The sequence below is a fragment of the Acinetobacter sp. AS167 genome (assembly GCF_037152175.1).
GTDB lineage: Bacteria > Pseudomonadota > Gammaproteobacteria > Pseudomonadales > Moraxellaceae > Acinetobacter.
Genome location: NZ_JBBCMP010000009.1, coordinates 86,368 through 104,688, shown reverse-complemented (window position 1 = coordinate 104,688; position 18,321 = coordinate 86,368). Strand labels below are relative to the sequence as shown.

Genomic DNA, 18,321 nt, shown 5'->3' with positions numbered 1-18,321 from the left:
CAACCATAATTTAGATGCTTTAGTAAACTTATATTGGAATATTTAAACTACATTGATTAAAAATGATTTGCAGGGTATGAAATGAGAATTTTGGTGACTGGTGGTGCAGGATTTATTGGATCAGCAGTGGTACGATATATTATAAAAAATACAAAAGACGAAGTATTAAATATTGATAAGCTGACTTATGCTGGTAATCTAGAATCTTTAAAAGAAGTGGATTCAGAGTCGCGTTATCAATTTAGGCAAATTGATATTTGTGATGCAGAAAAACTAACTCAAGCTTTTGCAGAATTTAAACCTGATGTTGTAATGCATTTAGCTGCAGAATCACATGTGGATCGCTCAATCGATGGACCTGCAGAGTTTATTACTACTAATATTGTGGGCACTTATAACCTCTTGGAAGTTACTCGAAAATATTGGTTAGGTCTCAGTGAGCAGCAACAACAACAATTTAGATTCCATCATATTTCGACTGATGAAGTGTACGGTGATTTAGAAGGTACTACAGATCTTTTTACTGAAACCACAGCTTATGCGCCAAGTTCCCCTTATTCGGCTAGTAAAGCAAGTTCAGATCATTTAGTTCGTGCATGGCAAAGAACCTATGGTTTACCGACTATTGTGACCAATTGTTCAAATAATTATGGTCCTTATCATTTTCCTGAAAAACTAATTCCTTTAGTGATTCTAAATGCTTTAGATGGTAAACCTTTACCAATTTATGGCAAAGGTAATCAAATTCGTGATTGGTTGTTTGTTGAAGATCATGCGCGTGCGCTCTATAAAGTTGTTACAGAAGGCGCAATTGGTGAGACTTATAATATTGGTGGACATAACGAAAAACAAAATATTGAAGTGGTAAAAACCATCTGTAAAATTTTGGATGAATTAAAACCCCAGATAAATAATAAATCATATGAAACATTGATTACTTTTGTAAAAGATCGTCCAGGACATGATTTACGTTATGCAATTGATGCAAGTAAAATCGCTCACGATTTAGTGTGGAAGCCTCAAGAAACATTTGATACAGGTATTCGTAAAACTGTGGAATGGTATTTAAATAATTTAGAATGGTGTCGTCGAGTACAAGATGGCAGCTATCAACGTGAAAGATTAGGTGTAAGTGCATAATGACAACAACAAAAGGTATTGTTTTAGCAGGTGGTTCAGGAACACGTCTTTATCCAATTACTAAAGGCGTATCAAAACAACTCCTTCCAATTTATGATAAGCCGATGGTTTATTATCCTTTATCCGTGCTTATGCTTGCTGGAATCCAAGAGGTTTTAATCATTAGCACGCCTGAAGATATTGATGGTTTTAAGCGTCTATTGGGTGATGGTTCACAGTTTGGTGTAGAGCTTAGTTATGCAGTTCAACCAAGCCCAGATGGGTTGGCGCAGGCTTTTATTCTAGGTGAAGATTTTATTGGTGATAGTAATGTTTGTTTAGTACTTGGTGATAATATTTTTTATGGTCAAGGTTTTACTCCAATGTTACGTCAGGCTGTAGCGCGCCAAAAGGGTGCGACTGTTTTTGGTTATCAAGTTAAAGATCCAGAGCGTTTTGGTGTGGTTGAGTTTGATGATCAGAAACGGGCTATATCACTTGAAGAAAAGCCTAAACACCCTAAATCAAATTTTGCAGTCACTGGCTTGTACTTTTACGATAACGATGTTATTCAAATTGCTAAAAACGTGAAGCCTTCTGATCGTGGTGAGTTGGAAATAACCACGGTTAATCAAATGTATCTGGAGCGTGGCGATTTAAGCGTGGAGTTGTTAGGTCGTGGTTTTGCATGGTTAGATACAGGAACACATGCAAGTTTACTTGAAGCAGCTCAGTTTGTAGAAACGATAGAAAAACGCCAAGGTTATAAAGTTGCTTGTTTGGAAGAAATTGCGCTACATAATGGTTGGCTAACTAAAGAGCAAGTTTTAGAAGTTGGTCAAAGCATGAGTAAAAATGATTATGGTCAGTATTTGATTTCTTTGGTGGTTGAATAATGAATAGCCCCATTTATGTAACACAACCTGTACTACCTGAGTTAGATGAATTTATTCCTTACCTAGAACAGATTTGGAAAAATAAGGTTTTGACCAATTGTGGCCCTTTACATCAACAACTTGAAAAAGAGTTATGTGATTATTTGGAAGTCCCATATATTTCTTTATTTAATAATGGGACAATTGCGTTAGTTACAGCTTTACAAGCCCTTAATTTATCAGAGGGTGAGGTGATTACAACGCCATATACCTTTGTGGCAACTGCACATTCGATTGTTTGGAATAACTTGACCCCAGTATTTGTAGACATTGACCCAAAGACCTCAAATATAGATCCTGAAAAAGTAGAACTAGCAATAACTGAGAAAACTGTTGCAATACTTCCTGTCCATTGTTATGGAATTGCATGTGATGTTGAAAGATTGGAAAATATAGCGGCCGAGAATAATTTAAAACTTATCTATGATGCTGCACATGCCTTTGGAGTAAAGTATAAAGGGCAAAGCCTGTTAAATTATGGTGATGTTAGTGTGATTAGTTTTCATGCGACAAAAGTATTTAATACTTTTGAAGGGGGGGCAATTGTTTGCCACAGTGCAGAAATGAAGCAGCGAATTGATCGTTTGAAAAATTTTGGCATCGTGAATGAAACCACAATTGATGATATTTCTTTAAATGGGAAATTAAGTGAAGTTCATGCGGCTTTAGGATTACTTCAGTTAAAAACGATAGATCAGACGTTGCTTGCTCGTAAACAAATAGATATTAATTATCGTGAGTTATTGAGTGGCATTGATGGAATCTTATGTATTGAGCGACCTTTAACTGAAACAGATAGTTATTCATATTTTCCTATCATCATTTCTCAACCATATCCATTAACTCGTGATCAGTTATTTGAGAAATTGAAAGAAGATAATATATTTGCACGCAAATATTTTTATCCTTTGATGACAGAATTAAATGTGTATAAAAAGTTCGATTCAGATACACCAAATGCAAAAAAATTATCTGAACAAGTACTTTGTTTACCTATGTACCCAACTTTAACGGCTGAGCAGATTCAATCGATCGTGAATGTGATTAAAAGTGTAGTGAGATAGGTATACATAATGAAATTAGCAATTATGCAACCGTATTTTATGCCGTATATTGGGTATTTTCAGTTAATTAATACAGTTGATAAATTTATTTTTTATGATGATGTTACATTTATTAAGCAAGGTTGGATTAACAGAAATCAAATATTGATTAATAACCAAGCGAGTCTATTTAGTGTGCCTTTGTCGAATGCAAGTTCACATGTGCTGATTAAAGATGTTTTAATTAATGAGAAATCTTATGAAAAGTGGAAAAAATCTTTTCTTAATTCAATATTTTTTAGTTATAAAAAAGCCAAAAATTATGAAGTTATTTCTACTTTGCTTCATAGTGTCTTAGACCAGAAACCTAAAACAATTTCAGAGTTGGCGATTAGAAGTATCATTGAGGTTTCACGGTATTTGGGAATCAAAACAGAGTTTGAAGTCAGTAGTGAAACATATCAAAATACTCATTTGTCGGGTCAGAATCGTGTGCTTGATATGTGTGAAAGTGAAAATGCAATAACATATATTAACCCAATAGGTGGTGTTGAATTATATTCAAAAAATGTTTTTTTACAGCAAGGTATTGATTTATTTTTTATTCAATCTAATAAATCAATATATAAACAATTTTCTGGTGAGTTTGTTCCATTTTTATCAATAATTGATGTAATGATGTTTAATGATGTTGAAGAAATTCAAGAACAATTAAAAAATTTTGATCTTGTTTAATGATGCATCTGAAGTTTTAGAGGGAAGGTCTGTGGATTTAATGCATGAGGAAATAGGTGGTTTTTTTGAATTTGGTTTATCTGGACTAAATCAGTTTCCATATCCAAATGCAACTCAGTACAACTCGGCCCGTTCAGCATTTTACGATCTATTGAAAAATACATTCATAGAAAAATTATGGATGCCTAGATTTATTTGCGACTCAATGATTGATCCATTAATTCTTTTAGGTGTTGAAATTTGTTTTTATGATTTGAATCCTAATTTTTCTCCAATACTTCCTGAAATATTAATACCAAACGAATATTTGCTATATGTAAATTATTTTGGGCTATGTACATCAATACAGAGAGAAATATTAAAACAATATCCTGCGAAACAAATTATTTTTGATCATTCTCAGGCTTTTTTTGTTCAATCATTTGATTGTTATGCCACAATTTATTCACCAAGAAAGTATTTACCAGTCGCTGAAGGTGGATTGCTAGTTACAAGTCGAAGTATTGTTCCGAAGTATTACGAAAGAACTGCTGAAGAAATGGTCAAACAATATCAGCATGGATTGTTACGAACTGTCTCAACAGCAGCCCATGCTTTTAATGTTTTTCAAGATAATGAAAATGCATTTGAAGATTGTTTGCCAAAGAAAATTTCAAAAATTACTCAGCAAATGCTTGAAAGTTTTGATTATGCGAATTTTAAAGAAAAAAGGTTAAAAAATTTCAAATTTTTGCACTCTCATCTAGGTAAGTATAATCAGTTAAAAGTAAATATTGAAGATATTGAGTCACCGTTAACATATCCTCTATTATTAGATAAAAAAATTTCAAACATACTTATTCAGTCTAAAATTTATACGCCTACATACTGGTTAGACAGTTTAAAAAGAGTAACAGAGGATAGTTTTGAAAATAACTTTATCTCTAATGTTACTCATTTGATTTGTGATCAAAGGTACGGAGAGAAAGAAATGCAATTTCAAATAGATAAAGTACAGGATTATTTAAAATGAACATAAACGGTAAAGTTGTTACTTTAAGAGCTCTGGAAATGGATGATTTAGAGCTTTTAACAAAATGGTCAAACTCACCTGAAATTTGGTATAACTTGGGAGGATGGCATTTTCCATATTCAAGTCTAAGTACTGAAGAATATCTTAAAAATATTAATAATAATAATATGAAATTTCAAAACTTTGCAATTGAGACTGAGGAGATGGGCTTCATTGGGACGACAAATTTAGTCGATATAGACTGGAAAAATCGAACTGCATTTAATGGAATTATGTTGGGTGACAAAGATAGCCGAGGGAAAGGTTATGCATTAGATGCTGTTATGACGGTAATGAGATATGCCTTCAAAGAGTTAGGATTAAATCGTTTAGATGGTGAAATGATCTCTTATAATGAGCGCTCAATTGACTTTTATACGAGGAAATGCGGTTGGGTTGTAGAAGGTAAAAAGGCTGATTGGTTCTATCGAAATGGGCAGTTCCACGATAAGGTTATGTGTGGTATAACACATGCTCAATATGACGAGCACATAGCAAAAAATAATTACTGGAATAATTGAGTGCCGACGCCATCATTAAAAATAAATATTTTGGCTAGCTACGCTAGCCAAATTTATTTGGTAATTATTAGTATTGCAATATTGCCTATTTATATGAAGTATATGGGGGCTGAAGCTTATGGTCTTGTAGGCTTTTTTGCGATGTTACAGGGGCTATTTAGTCTACTTGACTTTGGTTTAACACCAACAATTAGTCGTCAGACCGCTCAATATAGTGCTGGTGTGGACACTGCTTTAGGTTTTCGGCAACTTTTTAGGTCACTTAGTGTTATCTTTACGGGAATAGCGTGTGTAGGTGGTGGATTACTTTTTTATGTTAATCATTATATTGCAGAACATTGGTTAAAATTAGAAAATTTAGTCCTGTCACATGTATTGTTCTGTTTGCAGATCATGGCAATCTGTGTGGCACTTAGATGGATGGCAGGATTATACAGAGGTGTAATATCTGGATTTGAGCAAATTGTCTGGTTGAGTGTAGTGAATATTATTATTGCTACTCTAAGGTTTCCAGGTGTTTTGTTGTATATGTATTATTTTGGTTTTACTGTTACAATTTTTTTTATATTTCAGCTTATTGTTGCTATCATTGAATTTGTTATTTTAGCTTTTAAGGCTTATTTGTTATTACCAAAAATAGATGAGAATGAAAATATTGGTTGGTCTTTCAAGCCTGTTAAACCTATTTTAAGCTTTGCTTTAACCATTGCATTTACTTCTTCTGTTTGGGTATTGCTGACTCAACTTGATAAGTTTGTTTTATCAGGAATATTGCCATTATCAGAATATGGATATTTTACATTAGCTGTCTTAGTCGCTGGTGGAATTTTACAAATTGGGGCACCAATAAGCTCAGCAATTATGCCAAGAATGGCACGTTTGCATGGTGAACAAAAGCAAGAAGAACTGAAACAAGTTTATTTGGGTGCAACACAGTTTGTTACTAGTATTGTTGTAACTGCAGGTATTGTCCTAGCAATTTTATCAAAACAAGTATTATATGTTTGGACTGGTGATATCCTACTTGCTGAAAAAGCTGCACCAATTCTACAGTTGTATGCACTAGGTAATTCAATTTTAACATTAGGAGCTTTCCCATATTATTTACAATATGCTAAAGGAAATTTAAAGCTACATTTTATTGGTAACTTAGTCACAGCAATGGTGCTTATACCTGTTATTATATGGGCTGCAAAAAATTATGGGGCAATTGGTGCAGGGTGGGCTTGGGCACTAATTCAATCAATTTATCTTGTTTTTTGGGTCAGTTATGTACATAAAGTGATTGAGCCAAATATAAATATAATATGGTTCAAAGCTTTTTTACCAAGTATAGGTAGTGTTACCGTAGTTGCATTTCTATTATATTATTTTATTGGGTTTTCTGAACAGCGTGATATTGCCTTCTTACAAATTTGCGTGATAAGTGTGATAAGCTTAATTGTCGCAATATTAAGCTCTGAGCAAGTTAGAAATATAGTTAAATCTAAAGTATTAAAGAGATATCGGTAAATTATGAAGAGTCAGGATATTCAAGTATCAGTTTGTGTTGTAACATATAATCAAGAAAAATATATCGCTGACTGTCTTGATAGTTTATTAAGTCAAAAAACTAATTTTAAGTTTGAAATTATAGTTGGAGAAGATTATTCTAAGGATGGTACAAGAGCAATAGTTCAAAAATATGCGGAACAATATCCAGATATAATTGTGCCTTTGTTGTATGAGAAAAATGTTGGACCAGTTGAAAATTTAAAGCGTGTATATCAAAAAGCCAAAGGGAAGTATATTGCGCACATGGATGGTGATGATTTGGCGCTACCAAATAAATTACAAAAACAGTTTGATATTTTAGAGATGAATCCTGATTGCTCTATTTGTGTTCATAATATGAATGCAATAGATGGAAACTCTCAAAAAATGAATAGAGCTTTTTCATTATTTGATGAGAAAAAATATAGTTTATTGGATATGTATTTAATTAATCCTTTTTTTATTCATTCGTCTAAAATGTTTGTAAATAAAATTGATGAATATATTGGTAAGTTAAATGAAAATGCCCTAGACATAGAGGTGCATATTGAGCAAGCAAAACAGGGTGATATTTATTTTATAGGTGAATGCCTAGGGGTATATCGACAGTTTGTAGGTGTTACTTATGAAGGAAAGTTGATAAATCCGATAATTCCTGTACGCATCCAAGATGTTTATCATAAGTTCCCCAGCCAAAAATTTTCTGTGGATGAAATCAATAAAGTTAAGAAAAAGTATGCATATATTTTGTTGCAATATGCAAATCATTATACTTTAAGGGGTGATTTTATAATTGCAAAAAAATTCGTTAAACAATCATTAGTTGCTAGTAAGAGTATATATTCACTTTTATTTATTTTAATTTTTATAAATCCTTATTTTCTGAAAGTTATTTTAAAATTATATGAAAATCAGGATGGTCGGTGATTTATGAAAGAAATTAAAATAAGTCCATTTTATTGTCTTGCAATATTTTACTTGGTGGTTAACTTTGTTTACGCGATGGTTGGATATAAAACTGGCGTAATGGAAATAGAATTCCAAAGAAAGGTAATAGATAGTATATCATTTATCTATGCTTTTGCTTTTCAATTTTTATCTATGTCTTTAATTATTTTGGTATATTTACTGAATTCCAAAAAGTTAAAAAGCTATGATGATTTTGTATTATCAAATAAAGTAGGATGGTTCCTTTTTTTTGGACAGCTGTTTTATTTTTTATTAAATATGTATTTTGGTGCTAATATTGCTGGTGATACTTCATCATATAAAGGAAATGCTTTTATTAACATTTTTTTTATTTTACTACCTTTTGATATTTTATTTTTTATATTAGGCATTTGTTTAAAGTCATCTCGACTTTTTTTTCTTAATTCAGTACTTTATTTAATTTCAAATTTAGTGAGAGGCTGGATGGGCGTGCCTTTATTACTTTTATTTGCAATTCTTTGTAGGCAAGAATATATTAAATTAAAAGTAAAAAATATTATTATTATGTTTTTTGGTTTGTTGTCGATATTGTTGTCTTCTCCTTATTTAATGGAATTAAAATGGTTGGTTAGAGGGAAGTTGGAGGATGTAAGTATAATTGATAATGTAAGTAGTTATGGATACTTAAATTATTTATCAGAGTCAATTGATTATATATTTAATAGATTTCAGCATGTTGGTCATGTTGCATTAATATTGGATAATAGGGAATACCTTAACTTAAAATATAGTAACGATTTTTTTGTTAATTTTTGGGCAGAGGGGCTTCCACAAACTATTTTTATGAATTTTTTTAGTATAGATTCATTTACAACCTTTTCAAGGTTTGTCACTGTACATTTATTTAATGTTTCTCCTTCTCAAAGTTGGACTGTTAATGTTGGAATGGCTGGCTGGTTTCTTATATTAGACTATAACGTATTTTTTTATTTATTATATTTGTTTTTGATTTTATTTTTCCCATTTTATTTTGTTGCTAAGTATGCCAATAGAAAATTATTTTTGGTACTTTCTATTTTTTCTATATTTTATTTGTTTCATGGTTGGTTCTACGCTTATTTCACACTTGTAATGTATATGATTATAATTATATTCTTAAGTAAGGTTAAATTATGAAAATACTTTATATAATCACAGGATTAGGCGGGGGGGGGGCTGAAAAAGTTGTAGCAGGACTAGCCGATGAAATGTCAAAACTAGGGCATATTGTCAAAATAGCCTACTTGAGAGGACAAGTTGTAGTGTGTCCTGAAAATAGTCAAATAGAATTAATCTATCTTGGTTTAGAAAATTTTAAAGACTTTAAATTTGCTTGTAAAAACTATAAAAAGCTTTTAAATGAATTTAAACCAGATGTAGTACATTCTCATATGGTTCATGCCAATATTTTTACACGTATTTTAAGAATATTTTATCCTATTCCAAAGCTTATTTGTACTGCTCATAGTAATAATGAAGGTGGAAAAGGACGCATGTTCGCTTATAGGTTGACTCATCATTTGTCTGATCTAACGACTAATGTAAGTCAATCTGCTTCAAAAAGTTTTGAAGATCTCGGTGCAGTTCCTAAGTATGGAATACAAACAATTTATAATGGTATAAATATCGATAAATTTAAAAAAGATGATAAATCTAAAGTAAATATTCGGTCATCTTTTAACATTGGTACTAATGAATTAATGCTGTTAGCGGTAGGGCGTTTACATGAAGCTAAAGATTATCCAAATTTATTGCAAGCAGTCCATTTAATTATAAAAAGAAATCTAATTTCAACAAAAGTAAATCTGATTATTGCTGGAGAAGGTGGATTAAGAAGTCATTTGGAAACAATGATAGCGAAATTAGAACTTGGAAATAATGTTCAATTAATTGGTAGAAGAAATGATATTCCTCAATTGATGTCTGCTGCAGATATATTTGTACTTTCATCATCTTTCGAAGGTTTTGGCTTAGTAGTAGCCGAGGCGATGGCGTGTGAGACTTATGTTGTTGCAACAAACTGTGGTGGTGTTGAAGAGGTTATGGGAGGGTTTGGAATTTTAGTACCTAGTAGTGACTTTGAAGAACTTGCCTATGGTATAGAACAGGCTTTATTAAAAGATAAAGAAGAGATTAGCCAGAATAATATGAATGCTTTGAGATATGTTAAAAACTCATTAGCTTTAAGTGAAGTTGTGGATCAATGGATTAAATTGTATGAACAATAAAAAGAAAATTGCATTAATTGGAACGACAGGTTCAAGTTTTTATGGTTTTCGTTCAGATCTGATTCTTCAGTTGGTTCAACAAGGACATATCGTTTATGCTTTAACTTCAGAATCTACAGAAGAATGCCTAGAAAAAATTAAAGCACTAGGTGCTATACCTTTAAGATATCAACTGAGTAGAGGTGGTTTAAATCCTTTTGCTGATATTCAGTCTTTCTTACAACTTAAAAAAATACTAAGAGATATTCAACCAGATGTTGTCTTATCTTATTTTGCAAAACCAGTTATTTATGGAAGCATGGCTGCAAGAGCAGCCAAAGTTCCGATAAAGATAGGAATGCTCGAAGGTTTAGGTTATACCTTTACAGAGCAACCAGAAGGGCAGACAATAAAAACGAAATTGATTCGTAATATTCAAGTATTACTCTATAAAATGGCGTTTCCGTGTTTAGATAAAATGATTTTTTTAAATCCAGATGATCAACATGATTTAATGAAAAAGTACGATATAAATGTACCTGAAGTTCATATTTTAGGTGGAATTGGTTTGAATTTGATGGATTATCCATATAAAAAAGCAGAAATCTCTCCTGTTAAGTTTTTGTTTATTGGACGATTACTAAAAGAGAAGGGTGTCTTTGAACTTATTCAAGCAATACGCATTGTAAAATCGAAATATCCTAATGCTTGCTTTACGATTCTCGGAGCCATTGATCATCAAAATATGGGCGCATTAAAGCAGGAACAACTTAATCAATTGATTGAAGAAAAACTGTTTGAGTATCCAGGCTATGTTACAAATATAAAAGATTGGATAACAGATACAAGTGTCTTTGTTCTGCCATCATATAGAGAAGGTGTACCCCGGAGTACACAAGAAGCAATGGCAATAGGGCGTCCTGTGATTACAACGGATGTTCCTGGTTGCCGTGAAACTGTTGTGGATGGTATAAATGGTTTCCTTGTTCCTAAGTGGAATCCAGAAGCTTTAGCAGAAAAAATGTGTTACTTTATAGAGAACCCCGAGCAAGTGAGTATAATGGGGTTGAAAAGCTATCAGATAGCTCAAGAAAAATTTGATGCTAAAAAAGTAAATTCCAAACTTATAGAGATCATGGGTTTAAAAGATCTAAATGAAAAGACTTGTTGATATCATTATTGCGTCAATAGCACTTTTATTACTGTCGCCTATTTTTCTATTAGTCGCTTATAAGGTACGTAAAAATTTAGGCTCTCCTATTTTTTTCTATCAAGAGCGCCCTGGAAAAGATTGTAAACAGTTTAAAATGATTAAATTCCGTTCTATGAAAAATGCTTTTGATAAGGATGGTCAACCCTTACCTGATGATCAGCGTATCACACCTTTTGGAAAAAAGCTGCGTTCAACAAGTTTAGATGAAATGCCACAGTTAATTAATGTTCTTAAAGGTGATATGAGTATCGTTGGGCCACGCCCGCAGCTTTCTGAATTTGTGGAACATTATACTTCCCATCAATTGCGTCGTCATAATGTTAAACCAGGTATGACAGGTTTGGCTCAAGTGAGTGGACGTAATAATTTATCTTGGGAAGAAAAGTTTGATTTAGATGTGCAGTATGTTGAAAAACAATCAACTCTTCTTGATTTTAAAATCATGTTTAAAACAGTTGAGGTTATGTTTAAAAAAGAAGGCATAGATTCACCAGACCAAGCAGTTGGGGCAAGTCGTTTTTCAGGTTCGGAAACGACTGATACCAAACCTACTAATCGTTAATAATGTTGTTAAAGTAAATCATGATCAAAAAAGCCATTTTCCCCGTTGCTGGTTTAGGAACACGTTTCTTACCTGCGAGTAAATCTATTCCTAAAGAAATGGTGACGGTTGTAGATCGACCTGCAATTGAGTATGTTGTTAAAGAAGCGGTAGCTGCTGGAATTGAACAAATTATTTTAGTGACACACTCTTCAAAAGCATCCATAGAAAATTATTTTGATCGTAATTTTGAGCTTGAAACCATATTAGAAAATAAGAAAAAAATTGATCTACTCAAAGAAATTACAGAAATTTTACCTCAACATATCAGTGTGGTCAGTGTACGCCAAGCTCAACCATTGGGTTTAGGACATGCTGTTTTATGTGCGAAATCAGTGATTGGAAATGATGACTTTGCTGTGTTATTGCCAGATGTTTTGGTGAAAGAAAATAGTACAGAAAACGACTTAGCGAGAATGATTCATCGTTTTAATACATCTAAAGCATCGCAGATTATGGTAGAGGCTGTCTCTGATCATCTAGTGGATCAATACGGTATTGTGGATGTTGCATCTTCACCTGTTGAGGGTGAAAGTATCGTGATGAAAGGGATTATCGAAAAGCCTGTTGTTGGTACAGCACCTTCAAATTTATCTGTGGTGGGACGTTATGTGCTTCCTGCTAAAATTATGCAATTATTAGAACAGACACCTAAAGGTGCAGGCAATGAAATTCAATTGACGGATGCCATTGCTGCATTACAAAAATTAGAAAATGTCGAAGCGTATCGTATGAAAGGTCAAACTTTCGATTGTGGTAGTAAAATTGGTTATTTAAAAGCAGTATTACACTATGGTATTGAACATCCTAAGTTGGGTGAAGAATTTAAACTGCTTATCAAAGAATTGAATTTATAATATTTGGATATAATATGAATATTTGTGTATTTGGCACAACACTTCAAGCTGGCGTACTCGCTGGCTTGTTTGCTGAATATGGGCACCACGTGTATTGGTGCCCTCAAGTAGGCGCTGATCATCAATACTCAGTACATTATCAAGATCAAGATTTAAATCAACTTATTCAAAAACAGATTAAAAACAATGCAATTCAATTGGTTGGGTTAAAACAGCTTAAATTGCAAAGTGAAGTTTTTTTATTTAGTTTTAATCCTTCTGAGTTTGATCAAGCTAAGCGCTTGGCTGAAGAATTAAAACGACTTCCTATTATTCATCCAAGACTGATGATCAATGGTTCTACGTTCGGTTTACAGGGCACTGAAGAACTTAAACAAATTTTAGTGACTGACCATTGGGCTTATTTGCCTGACACGATTCAAGAAGGCAATGCGATTCAAAGTTTTATTGACTTAAAGCAAGTAATTGTGGGTGTAGATCAATCTGAAACACAGCAGATTATCAAAGAATTGTTAAGACCTTTTTTTCAGTTAAAACATCAATATTTGTTTATGCCATTTTTAGATGCTGAATTTACCAAATTGAGTATTTCAGGCATGTTGGCAACACGCATCAGTTATATGAATGATATGGCGCAAGTCGCTGAAAAATTAAATATTGATATTCATAATGTTAAGCAAGGATTAGCATCTGATAGTCGAATTGGCGCATCATATTTATCTGCAGGTGTTGGTTTTGGTGGAGAAAATTTCTCCCATGATATTTTAACCTTAACAGGTACAGTGGCAGGTTCAGGGATCAAAAGCCAATTGCTGGATCAGGTTTGGAATATCAATGAACAACAAAAAGAAATTTTATTTAGAAAACTGTGGAATTACTATCAAGGGCAGTTAACAGGTAAAGTTGTGGCGATTTGGGGTGCTTCTTTTAAAGAAAATACCTCCAGTATTGAGAACTCGCCAATTCATGCCATGCTTGCAGCGCTTTGGGCACAAGGAGCAATTGTCCAGTTGCATGACCCACAAGCCTTGGAGCGGGTAGCAAATTTCTATGGCGAACGCACTGATTTGATTTTATGTCATGATCAATACCAAGCCGTAGAAAATGCACATGCATTGTGTTTATTGACGGCTTGGAAGCAATATTGGAGTCCAGATTATTCGCAACTTTTACAGAAAATGGCCCATCCTTTGATCCTTGATGGTCGTAATATGTTAGATCCAGATTTCGTCAAAGCACAAGGTTTTGCTTATCAGGGTGTAGGGCGAGTATGACAAATTCTATATTAAATATTGATCAAAGAAATCAGCATTTAGTAGGATTGCAAAATCTTGCTACAGAACAACAGCAATTGCGCTTAACCGATTTATTTGAACAAGATCCACAGCGTTTTGACAAGTTCTCAGTACATTTTAATCAACTGAGTTTTGACTATAGTAAACATCGTATTGACCAAAATGCATGCGATGCCTTGTTTAAATTTGCAGATTCAAAACAATTAACGCAATGGATCAAACGTTTATTTACAGAAGAATCGATCAATTATACGGAAGACCGAGCAGCAATGCATTGGGCATTGCGCTTACCGAAACATGATCAAGATTACCCTGAGCTGGCTGAGTTGGTGCATCAACAATTAGATCGTATGTACCAGCTTGTTGATAAAGTCCACGCGGGACAATGTCGTGGTTCGACAGGTGAAGTGATTCAGGACGTGGTCAATATTGGTGTGGGTGGTTCTGACTTGGGACCATTGATGGTGAGTCATGCCTTATCAGATTATAAAGTCAGTACCGCTAAACCATTAAAAGTACATTTTGTTTCAACTATGGATGGTAGTCAGCTTTCTGATTTATTACATCAATTACGCCCAGAAACCACCTTATTTATTATTTCATCCAAGTCTTTTGGTACCATTGATACTTTATCCAATGCTCAAACAGTTCGTCAGTGGTTAGAAAAAGATTTGGGTACACAAAACAGTGTGATCCGACATCATTTTATTGGGGTTTCAACCAAGCCTGAGAAAATGACAGAATGGGGAATCGCAGCAGAAAACCAGTTCTTACTTTGGGATTGGGTCGGTGGTCGTTACTCGCTGTGGTCATGTATTGGTTTACCAATTGCGTTGCAGATCGGTGTTGATGGGTTTAAGCAATTGCTCGCAGGCGCTTATGCGATTGATCAACATTTCCAAAAAGCGTCATTTGAACAAAATATTCCAGTCTTGATGGGTTTGCTTGGGGTCTGGAATAATAATTTTTTAAATATTCAGACCCATGCAGTATTGCCTTATGATGGCCGTCTAAAATATTTTGCTTCTTATTTACAGCAACTTGAGATGGAATCGAATGGTAAGTCGATTCAAAGAAATAATGAAAAAGTTGATTTAAAAACTTGTCCAATCGTTTGGGGGGAAGTGGGACCAAATGCGCAACATGCTTTTTATCAGCTTTTGCATCAAGGAACCCATGCAGTGAGTTGTGATTTCATTGCGCCGGTACAGCGTTATAACTCGAATCAATTCACTTATGCAGAAAGTGCGGAATCCTTAATTGAGCAACATCATTTGGCTTTATCCAATTGCTTGGCGCAATCACGATTATTGGCTTTTGGTAACACAGCATTAAATGCCAATGAATTATCAGATCTACCTGTATATAAACAATATGAAGGTAACCAACCAAGTTCGACTTTGTTGTTACAAGAACTGAGCCCTTATAGTTTAGGGATGCTGATTGCACTCTATGAACATAAAGTGTTTGTGCAAGCGGTCATTTGGAATATTAATCCATTTGATCAATGGGGCGTTGAAAAAGGCAAAGAAATTGCCAATCAATTACTCCCTATTCTCAATGGTAAAGAAAAAGACGTGTCTCAACTGGATGCTTCAACACAAGGTTTAATTAAGATCTTGCTGGGTAAAGAGTAGATATACTGGAAAAAATTTATGGCAAATATTTTAGTAACAGGTGGTGCAGGTTATATTGGATCGCATACTTGTGTGGAGTTACTTGAGGCTGGGCATGAGGTTGTTGTTCTAGATAATCTATCAAATAGCTCGGAAGAATCATTAAAACGTGTCCAACAATTGACTGGAAAAACACTGAAATTTGTTCAAGGCGACATTCGTTATCAACATGATTTAGATCAAGTTTTTTCAAACAATAAAATTGATGCTGTGATTCATTTTGCCGGTTTAAAAGCAGTAGGTGAAAGCCAGCAAATTCCACTGACTTACTTTGATCATAATATTGCAGGATCAGTTCAGCTGGCACAAGCAATGCAAAGAGCGGGTGTTTTTAATTTAGTTTTTAGCTCGTCTGCAACTGTATATGATGAAGCGAATATTTCTCCCTTAGATGAAAATATGCCGACAGGCATGCCTTCAAATAACTATGGTTATACCAAGTTAATTGTTGAGCAATTGTTGGAAAAGCTATCCATTGCGGATGAGCGCTGGTCAATTGCACTCTTGCGTTATTTTAATCCAGTTGGGGCACATAAGAGTGGCCGTATTGGTGAAGATCCACAAGGTATTCCAAATAATTTAATGCCTTATGTCACTCAGGTTGCCGTTGGGCGTCGTGAAAAACTTTCGATTTATGGTAATGATTACGACACTGTCGATGGTACAGGTGTGCGTGACTATATTCATGTGGTTGACTTAGCCAATGCGCATTTATGTGCTTTAAACAACCGTTTAGCGGCTCAAGGCTGCCGTGCTTGGAACATTGGTACAGGGAATGGTTCATCTGTACTTGAAGTGAAGAACACTTTCGAACAGGTGAATGGGGTTTCTGTTGCATATGAAATTGCACCGCGTCGTTCGGGGGATGTCGCAACTTCATTTGCAAATAATGCACGCGCAATTAAAGAATTAGGTTGGACGCCAAAGTATACTTTGGAAGATATGCTGGCAGACAGTTGGAATTGGCAAAAACAAAATCCAACAGGCTATCAAGCATAAATTTAACTGTAAAAAAATAGACGCATTAAGCGCCTATTTTTTTATCGCCATTTAGAACTTACCCTGAATCAACTGAGTTAACTCATCTACATAGTCTTGCATTGGTTTAGGATTTTTATCTGCACGGCTTTCAATATTTAAGCGTAATAATGGCTCGGTATTGGATGCACGGACATTTAAACGCCATTCACCAAAATCAAGGCTAACGCCATCTGTTTGATCAATTGCAGGGTTTAGATCGGCAAAATGATCGAAGATTTTTTGAATAGTTTTTTGAGTATCTTCGACTTTAAAGTTGATTTCACCACTACACGGAAAACGTTCAATCATCCCTTCAACAAGGCTTGATAATGATTGTTGGGTTTCTGATACCACCAAAATCGCCAATAACCAAGGGATCATCCCGCTGTCACAGTAAGCAAAATCGCGAAAATAGTGATGTGCACTCATTTCTCCACCATAAGCCGCATTGTGTTCACGCATCACATCTTTAATAAAGGCATGTCCAGATTTAGATTGAACAGCAATACCATTATATTGTTCAATGATATCCAGTGTATTCCAAACTAAGCGAGGATCATGTACGATTTTTTCACCGGCTTGTTTTAACAAGAAAGCTTGGGCTAATAATCCAACAATATAATAGCCTTCAATAAATTGACCTTTTTCGTCGAATAAGAAACAACGGTCAAAGTCGCCATCCCACGCAATTCCCATATCCGCATGATGTATTAAAACCGCATTTCGAGTGCTATCTCGATTTTCCACCAAGATTGGATTGGGAATACCATTTGGGAAAGTACCATCTGGATGATTATGGATTTTAATAAACTCTACTGGGATATTGAGCGCTTTGAACTTTTCTTCGATTGCATCAACGACATGACCCGCCGCACCATTGCCTGCATTCATCACTAGTTTAAGTGGGCGAATTTTGCTCGGATCAATATAAGTAAGTAAGTGTTCAATAAATTCAGGCAGGATATTATATTTTTTGACTGAGCCTTTTTTCTCGACTTCAATGAATTGTTCAGATTCAGCCAATGATTGGATATCTTTTAGTCCCGTATCTGCACTGATTGGTCGGGCATTTTCACGAACCAATTTCATGCCATTATAATCCATCGGGTTATGGCTTGCTGTGATTTCAATACCACCTTGAACATCGAGATGAAAAGCAGCAAAGTAAACTTCTTCTGTCCCCGTCATCCCAAGATCAAGAACATCTACCCCAGCATCATTTAAGCCCCGAATCGTTGCTTGTTTTAATGCTTCACTGGTTAAACGGATATCACAACCGATAACAATAGTTTTCGGTTGATAGATTTGACCATAAGCACGTCCTACTTTATAAGCGATTTCTTCATTTAGCTCTGTGCCCAGTTTGCCTCGAATGTCATAGGCTTTGAAACAAGTCAGTTTATTCATGTTCATCTTTATATTGTTTAAGGTTGGCTGGTAGTGAAACATCATTTTAACCTTAAAGTGTATAAGAAATTATATTGGAAGATGTAAATTTAGTTGAAGTGTGAAATTAAATAAGTGTCTACTTCATCAAGCCGAACTC

At 34.3% G+C, this 18,321-nt stretch carries 17 protein-coding genes; 16 read left to right on the top strand and 1 reads right to left on the bottom strand.

Translation table 11 applies throughout. From position 1 onward, the window contains the following. Positions 1-81: 81 nt before the first annotated feature. From rfbB to galE, 16 genes are read left to right on the top strand one after another with little or no spacing between them, the layout of a single operon-like run. On the top strand, positions 82-1,140 hold the full coding sequence (rfbB, locus tag WFN33_RS14930) for a dTDP-glucose 4,6-dehydratase (RefSeq protein ID WP_336953814.1): 1,059 nt from the start codon (positions 82-84) through the stop codon (positions 1,138-1,140). Then, positions 1,140-2,015, top strand: coding sequence for a glucose-1-phosphate thymidylyltransferase RfbA (gene rfbA, locus WFN33_RS14925; protein ID WP_336953813.1), 876 nt, complete (start codon positions 1,140-1,142; stop codon positions 2,013-2,015). Before rfbB ends, rfbA begins: the two co-directional genes overlap by 1 nt. After that, on the top strand, positions 2,015-3,118 hold the full coding sequence (locus WFN33_RS14920; protein ID WP_336953812.1) for a DegT/DnrJ/EryC1/StrS family aminotransferase: 1,104 nt from the start codon (positions 2,015-2,017) through the stop codon (positions 3,116-3,118). Before rfbA ends, WFN33_RS14920 begins: the two co-directional genes overlap by 1 nt. A gap of 9 nt (positions 3,119-3,127) precedes the next feature. Beyond that, positions 3,128-3,832 carry a WbqC family protein gene (locus WFN33_RS14915; protein ID WP_336953811.1) on the top strand — a complete coding sequence of 235 codons (705 nt, stop codon included), beginning with the start codon at positions 3,128-3,130 and terminating at the stop codon, positions 3,830-3,832. A 31-nt stretch (positions 3,833-3,863) separates the two neighbouring features. Next, positions 3,864-4,844: a hypothetical protein gene (locus WFN33_RS14910; protein WP_336953810.1), complete on the top strand. Its 981-nt coding sequence runs from the start codon at positions 3,864-3,866 to the stop codon at positions 4,842-4,844. Beyond that, positions 4,841-5,404, top strand: coding sequence for a GNAT family N-acetyltransferase (locus tag WFN33_RS14905; protein WP_336953809.1), 564 nt, complete (start codon positions 4,841-4,843; stop codon positions 5,402-5,404). The genes WFN33_RS14910 and WFN33_RS14905 overlap by 4 nt, the downstream gene beginning before the upstream one ends. Further along, positions 5,405-6,916 carry an oligosaccharide flippase family protein gene (locus WFN33_RS14900; RefSeq protein ID WP_336953808.1) on the top strand — a complete coding sequence of 504 codons (1,512 nt, stop codon included), beginning with the start codon at positions 5,405-5,407 and terminating at the stop codon, positions 6,914-6,916. A gap of 3 nt (positions 6,917-6,919) precedes the next feature. Beyond that, positions 6,920-7,864 carry a glycosyltransferase family 2 protein gene (locus WFN33_RS14895; protein WP_336953807.1) on the top strand — a complete coding sequence of 315 codons (945 nt, stop codon included), beginning with the start codon at positions 6,920-6,922 and terminating at the stop codon, positions 7,862-7,864. A 3-nt stretch (positions 7,865-7,867) separates the two neighbouring features. Further along, the gene (gene wzy, locus WFN33_RS14890; protein ID WP_336953806.1) at positions 7,868-9,043 is read left to right on the top strand and encodes an oligosaccharide repeat unit polymerase; all 1,176 of its coding nucleotides are present in this window, start codon (positions 7,868-7,870) and stop codon (positions 9,041-9,043) included. Continuing rightward, complete coding sequence (locus tag WFN33_RS14885; RefSeq protein ID WP_336953805.1) at positions 9,040-10,134, top strand: glycosyltransferase; 1,095 nt, start codon at positions 9,040-9,042, stop codon at positions 10,132-10,134. Before wzy ends, WFN33_RS14885 begins: the two co-directional genes overlap by 4 nt. Further along, positions 10,124-11,284: a glycosyltransferase family 4 protein gene (locus tag WFN33_RS14880; RefSeq protein ID WP_336953804.1), complete on the top strand. Its 1,161-nt coding sequence runs from the start codon at positions 10,124-10,126 to the stop codon at positions 11,282-11,284. Before WFN33_RS14885 ends, WFN33_RS14880 begins: the two co-directional genes overlap by 11 nt. After that, on the top strand, positions 11,268-11,888 hold the full coding sequence (locus WFN33_RS14875) for a sugar transferase (RefSeq protein WP_336953803.1): 621 nt from the start codon (positions 11,268-11,270) through the stop codon (positions 11,886-11,888). The genes WFN33_RS14880 and WFN33_RS14875 overlap by 17 nt, the downstream gene beginning before the upstream one ends. Positions 11,889-11,908: 20 nt before the next feature. Then, the gene (gene galU / locus WFN33_RS14870; RefSeq protein ID WP_336953802.1) at positions 11,909-12,784 is read left to right on the top strand and encodes a UTP--glucose-1-phosphate uridylyltransferase GalU; all 876 of its coding nucleotides are present in this window, start codon (positions 11,909-11,911) and stop codon (positions 12,782-12,784) included. A 14-nt stretch (positions 12,785-12,798) separates the two neighbouring features. Beyond that, positions 12,799-14,058, top strand: a complete 1,260-nt coding sequence (locus WFN33_RS14865) for a nucleotide sugar dehydrogenase (protein WP_336953801.1) — start codon at positions 12,799-12,801, stop codon at positions 14,056-14,058. Continuing rightward, positions 14,055-15,716 carry a glucose-6-phosphate isomerase gene (gene pgi, locus WFN33_RS14860; RefSeq protein WP_336953800.1) on the top strand — a complete coding sequence of 554 codons (1,662 nt, stop codon included), beginning with the start codon at positions 14,055-14,057 and terminating at the stop codon, positions 15,714-15,716. Before WFN33_RS14865 ends, pgi begins: the two co-directional genes overlap by 4 nt. An 18-nt stretch (positions 15,717-15,734) precedes the next feature. After that, a complete protein-coding gene (gene galE, locus WFN33_RS14855; RefSeq protein WP_336953799.1) occupies positions 15,735-16,754 on the top strand; it encodes a UDP-glucose 4-epimerase GalE in 1,020 nt (339 codons plus the stop codon). Between the two features lie 51 nt (positions 16,755-16,805). Here galE and WFN33_RS14850 read toward each other — a convergent pair whose 3' ends face one another. Further along, positions 16,806-18,182: a phosphomannomutase CpsG gene (locus WFN33_RS14850; protein WP_336953798.1), complete on the bottom strand. Its 1,377-nt coding sequence runs from the start codon at positions 18,180-18,182 to the stop codon at positions 16,806-16,808. Positions 18,183-18,321 lie beyond the last annotated feature (139 nt).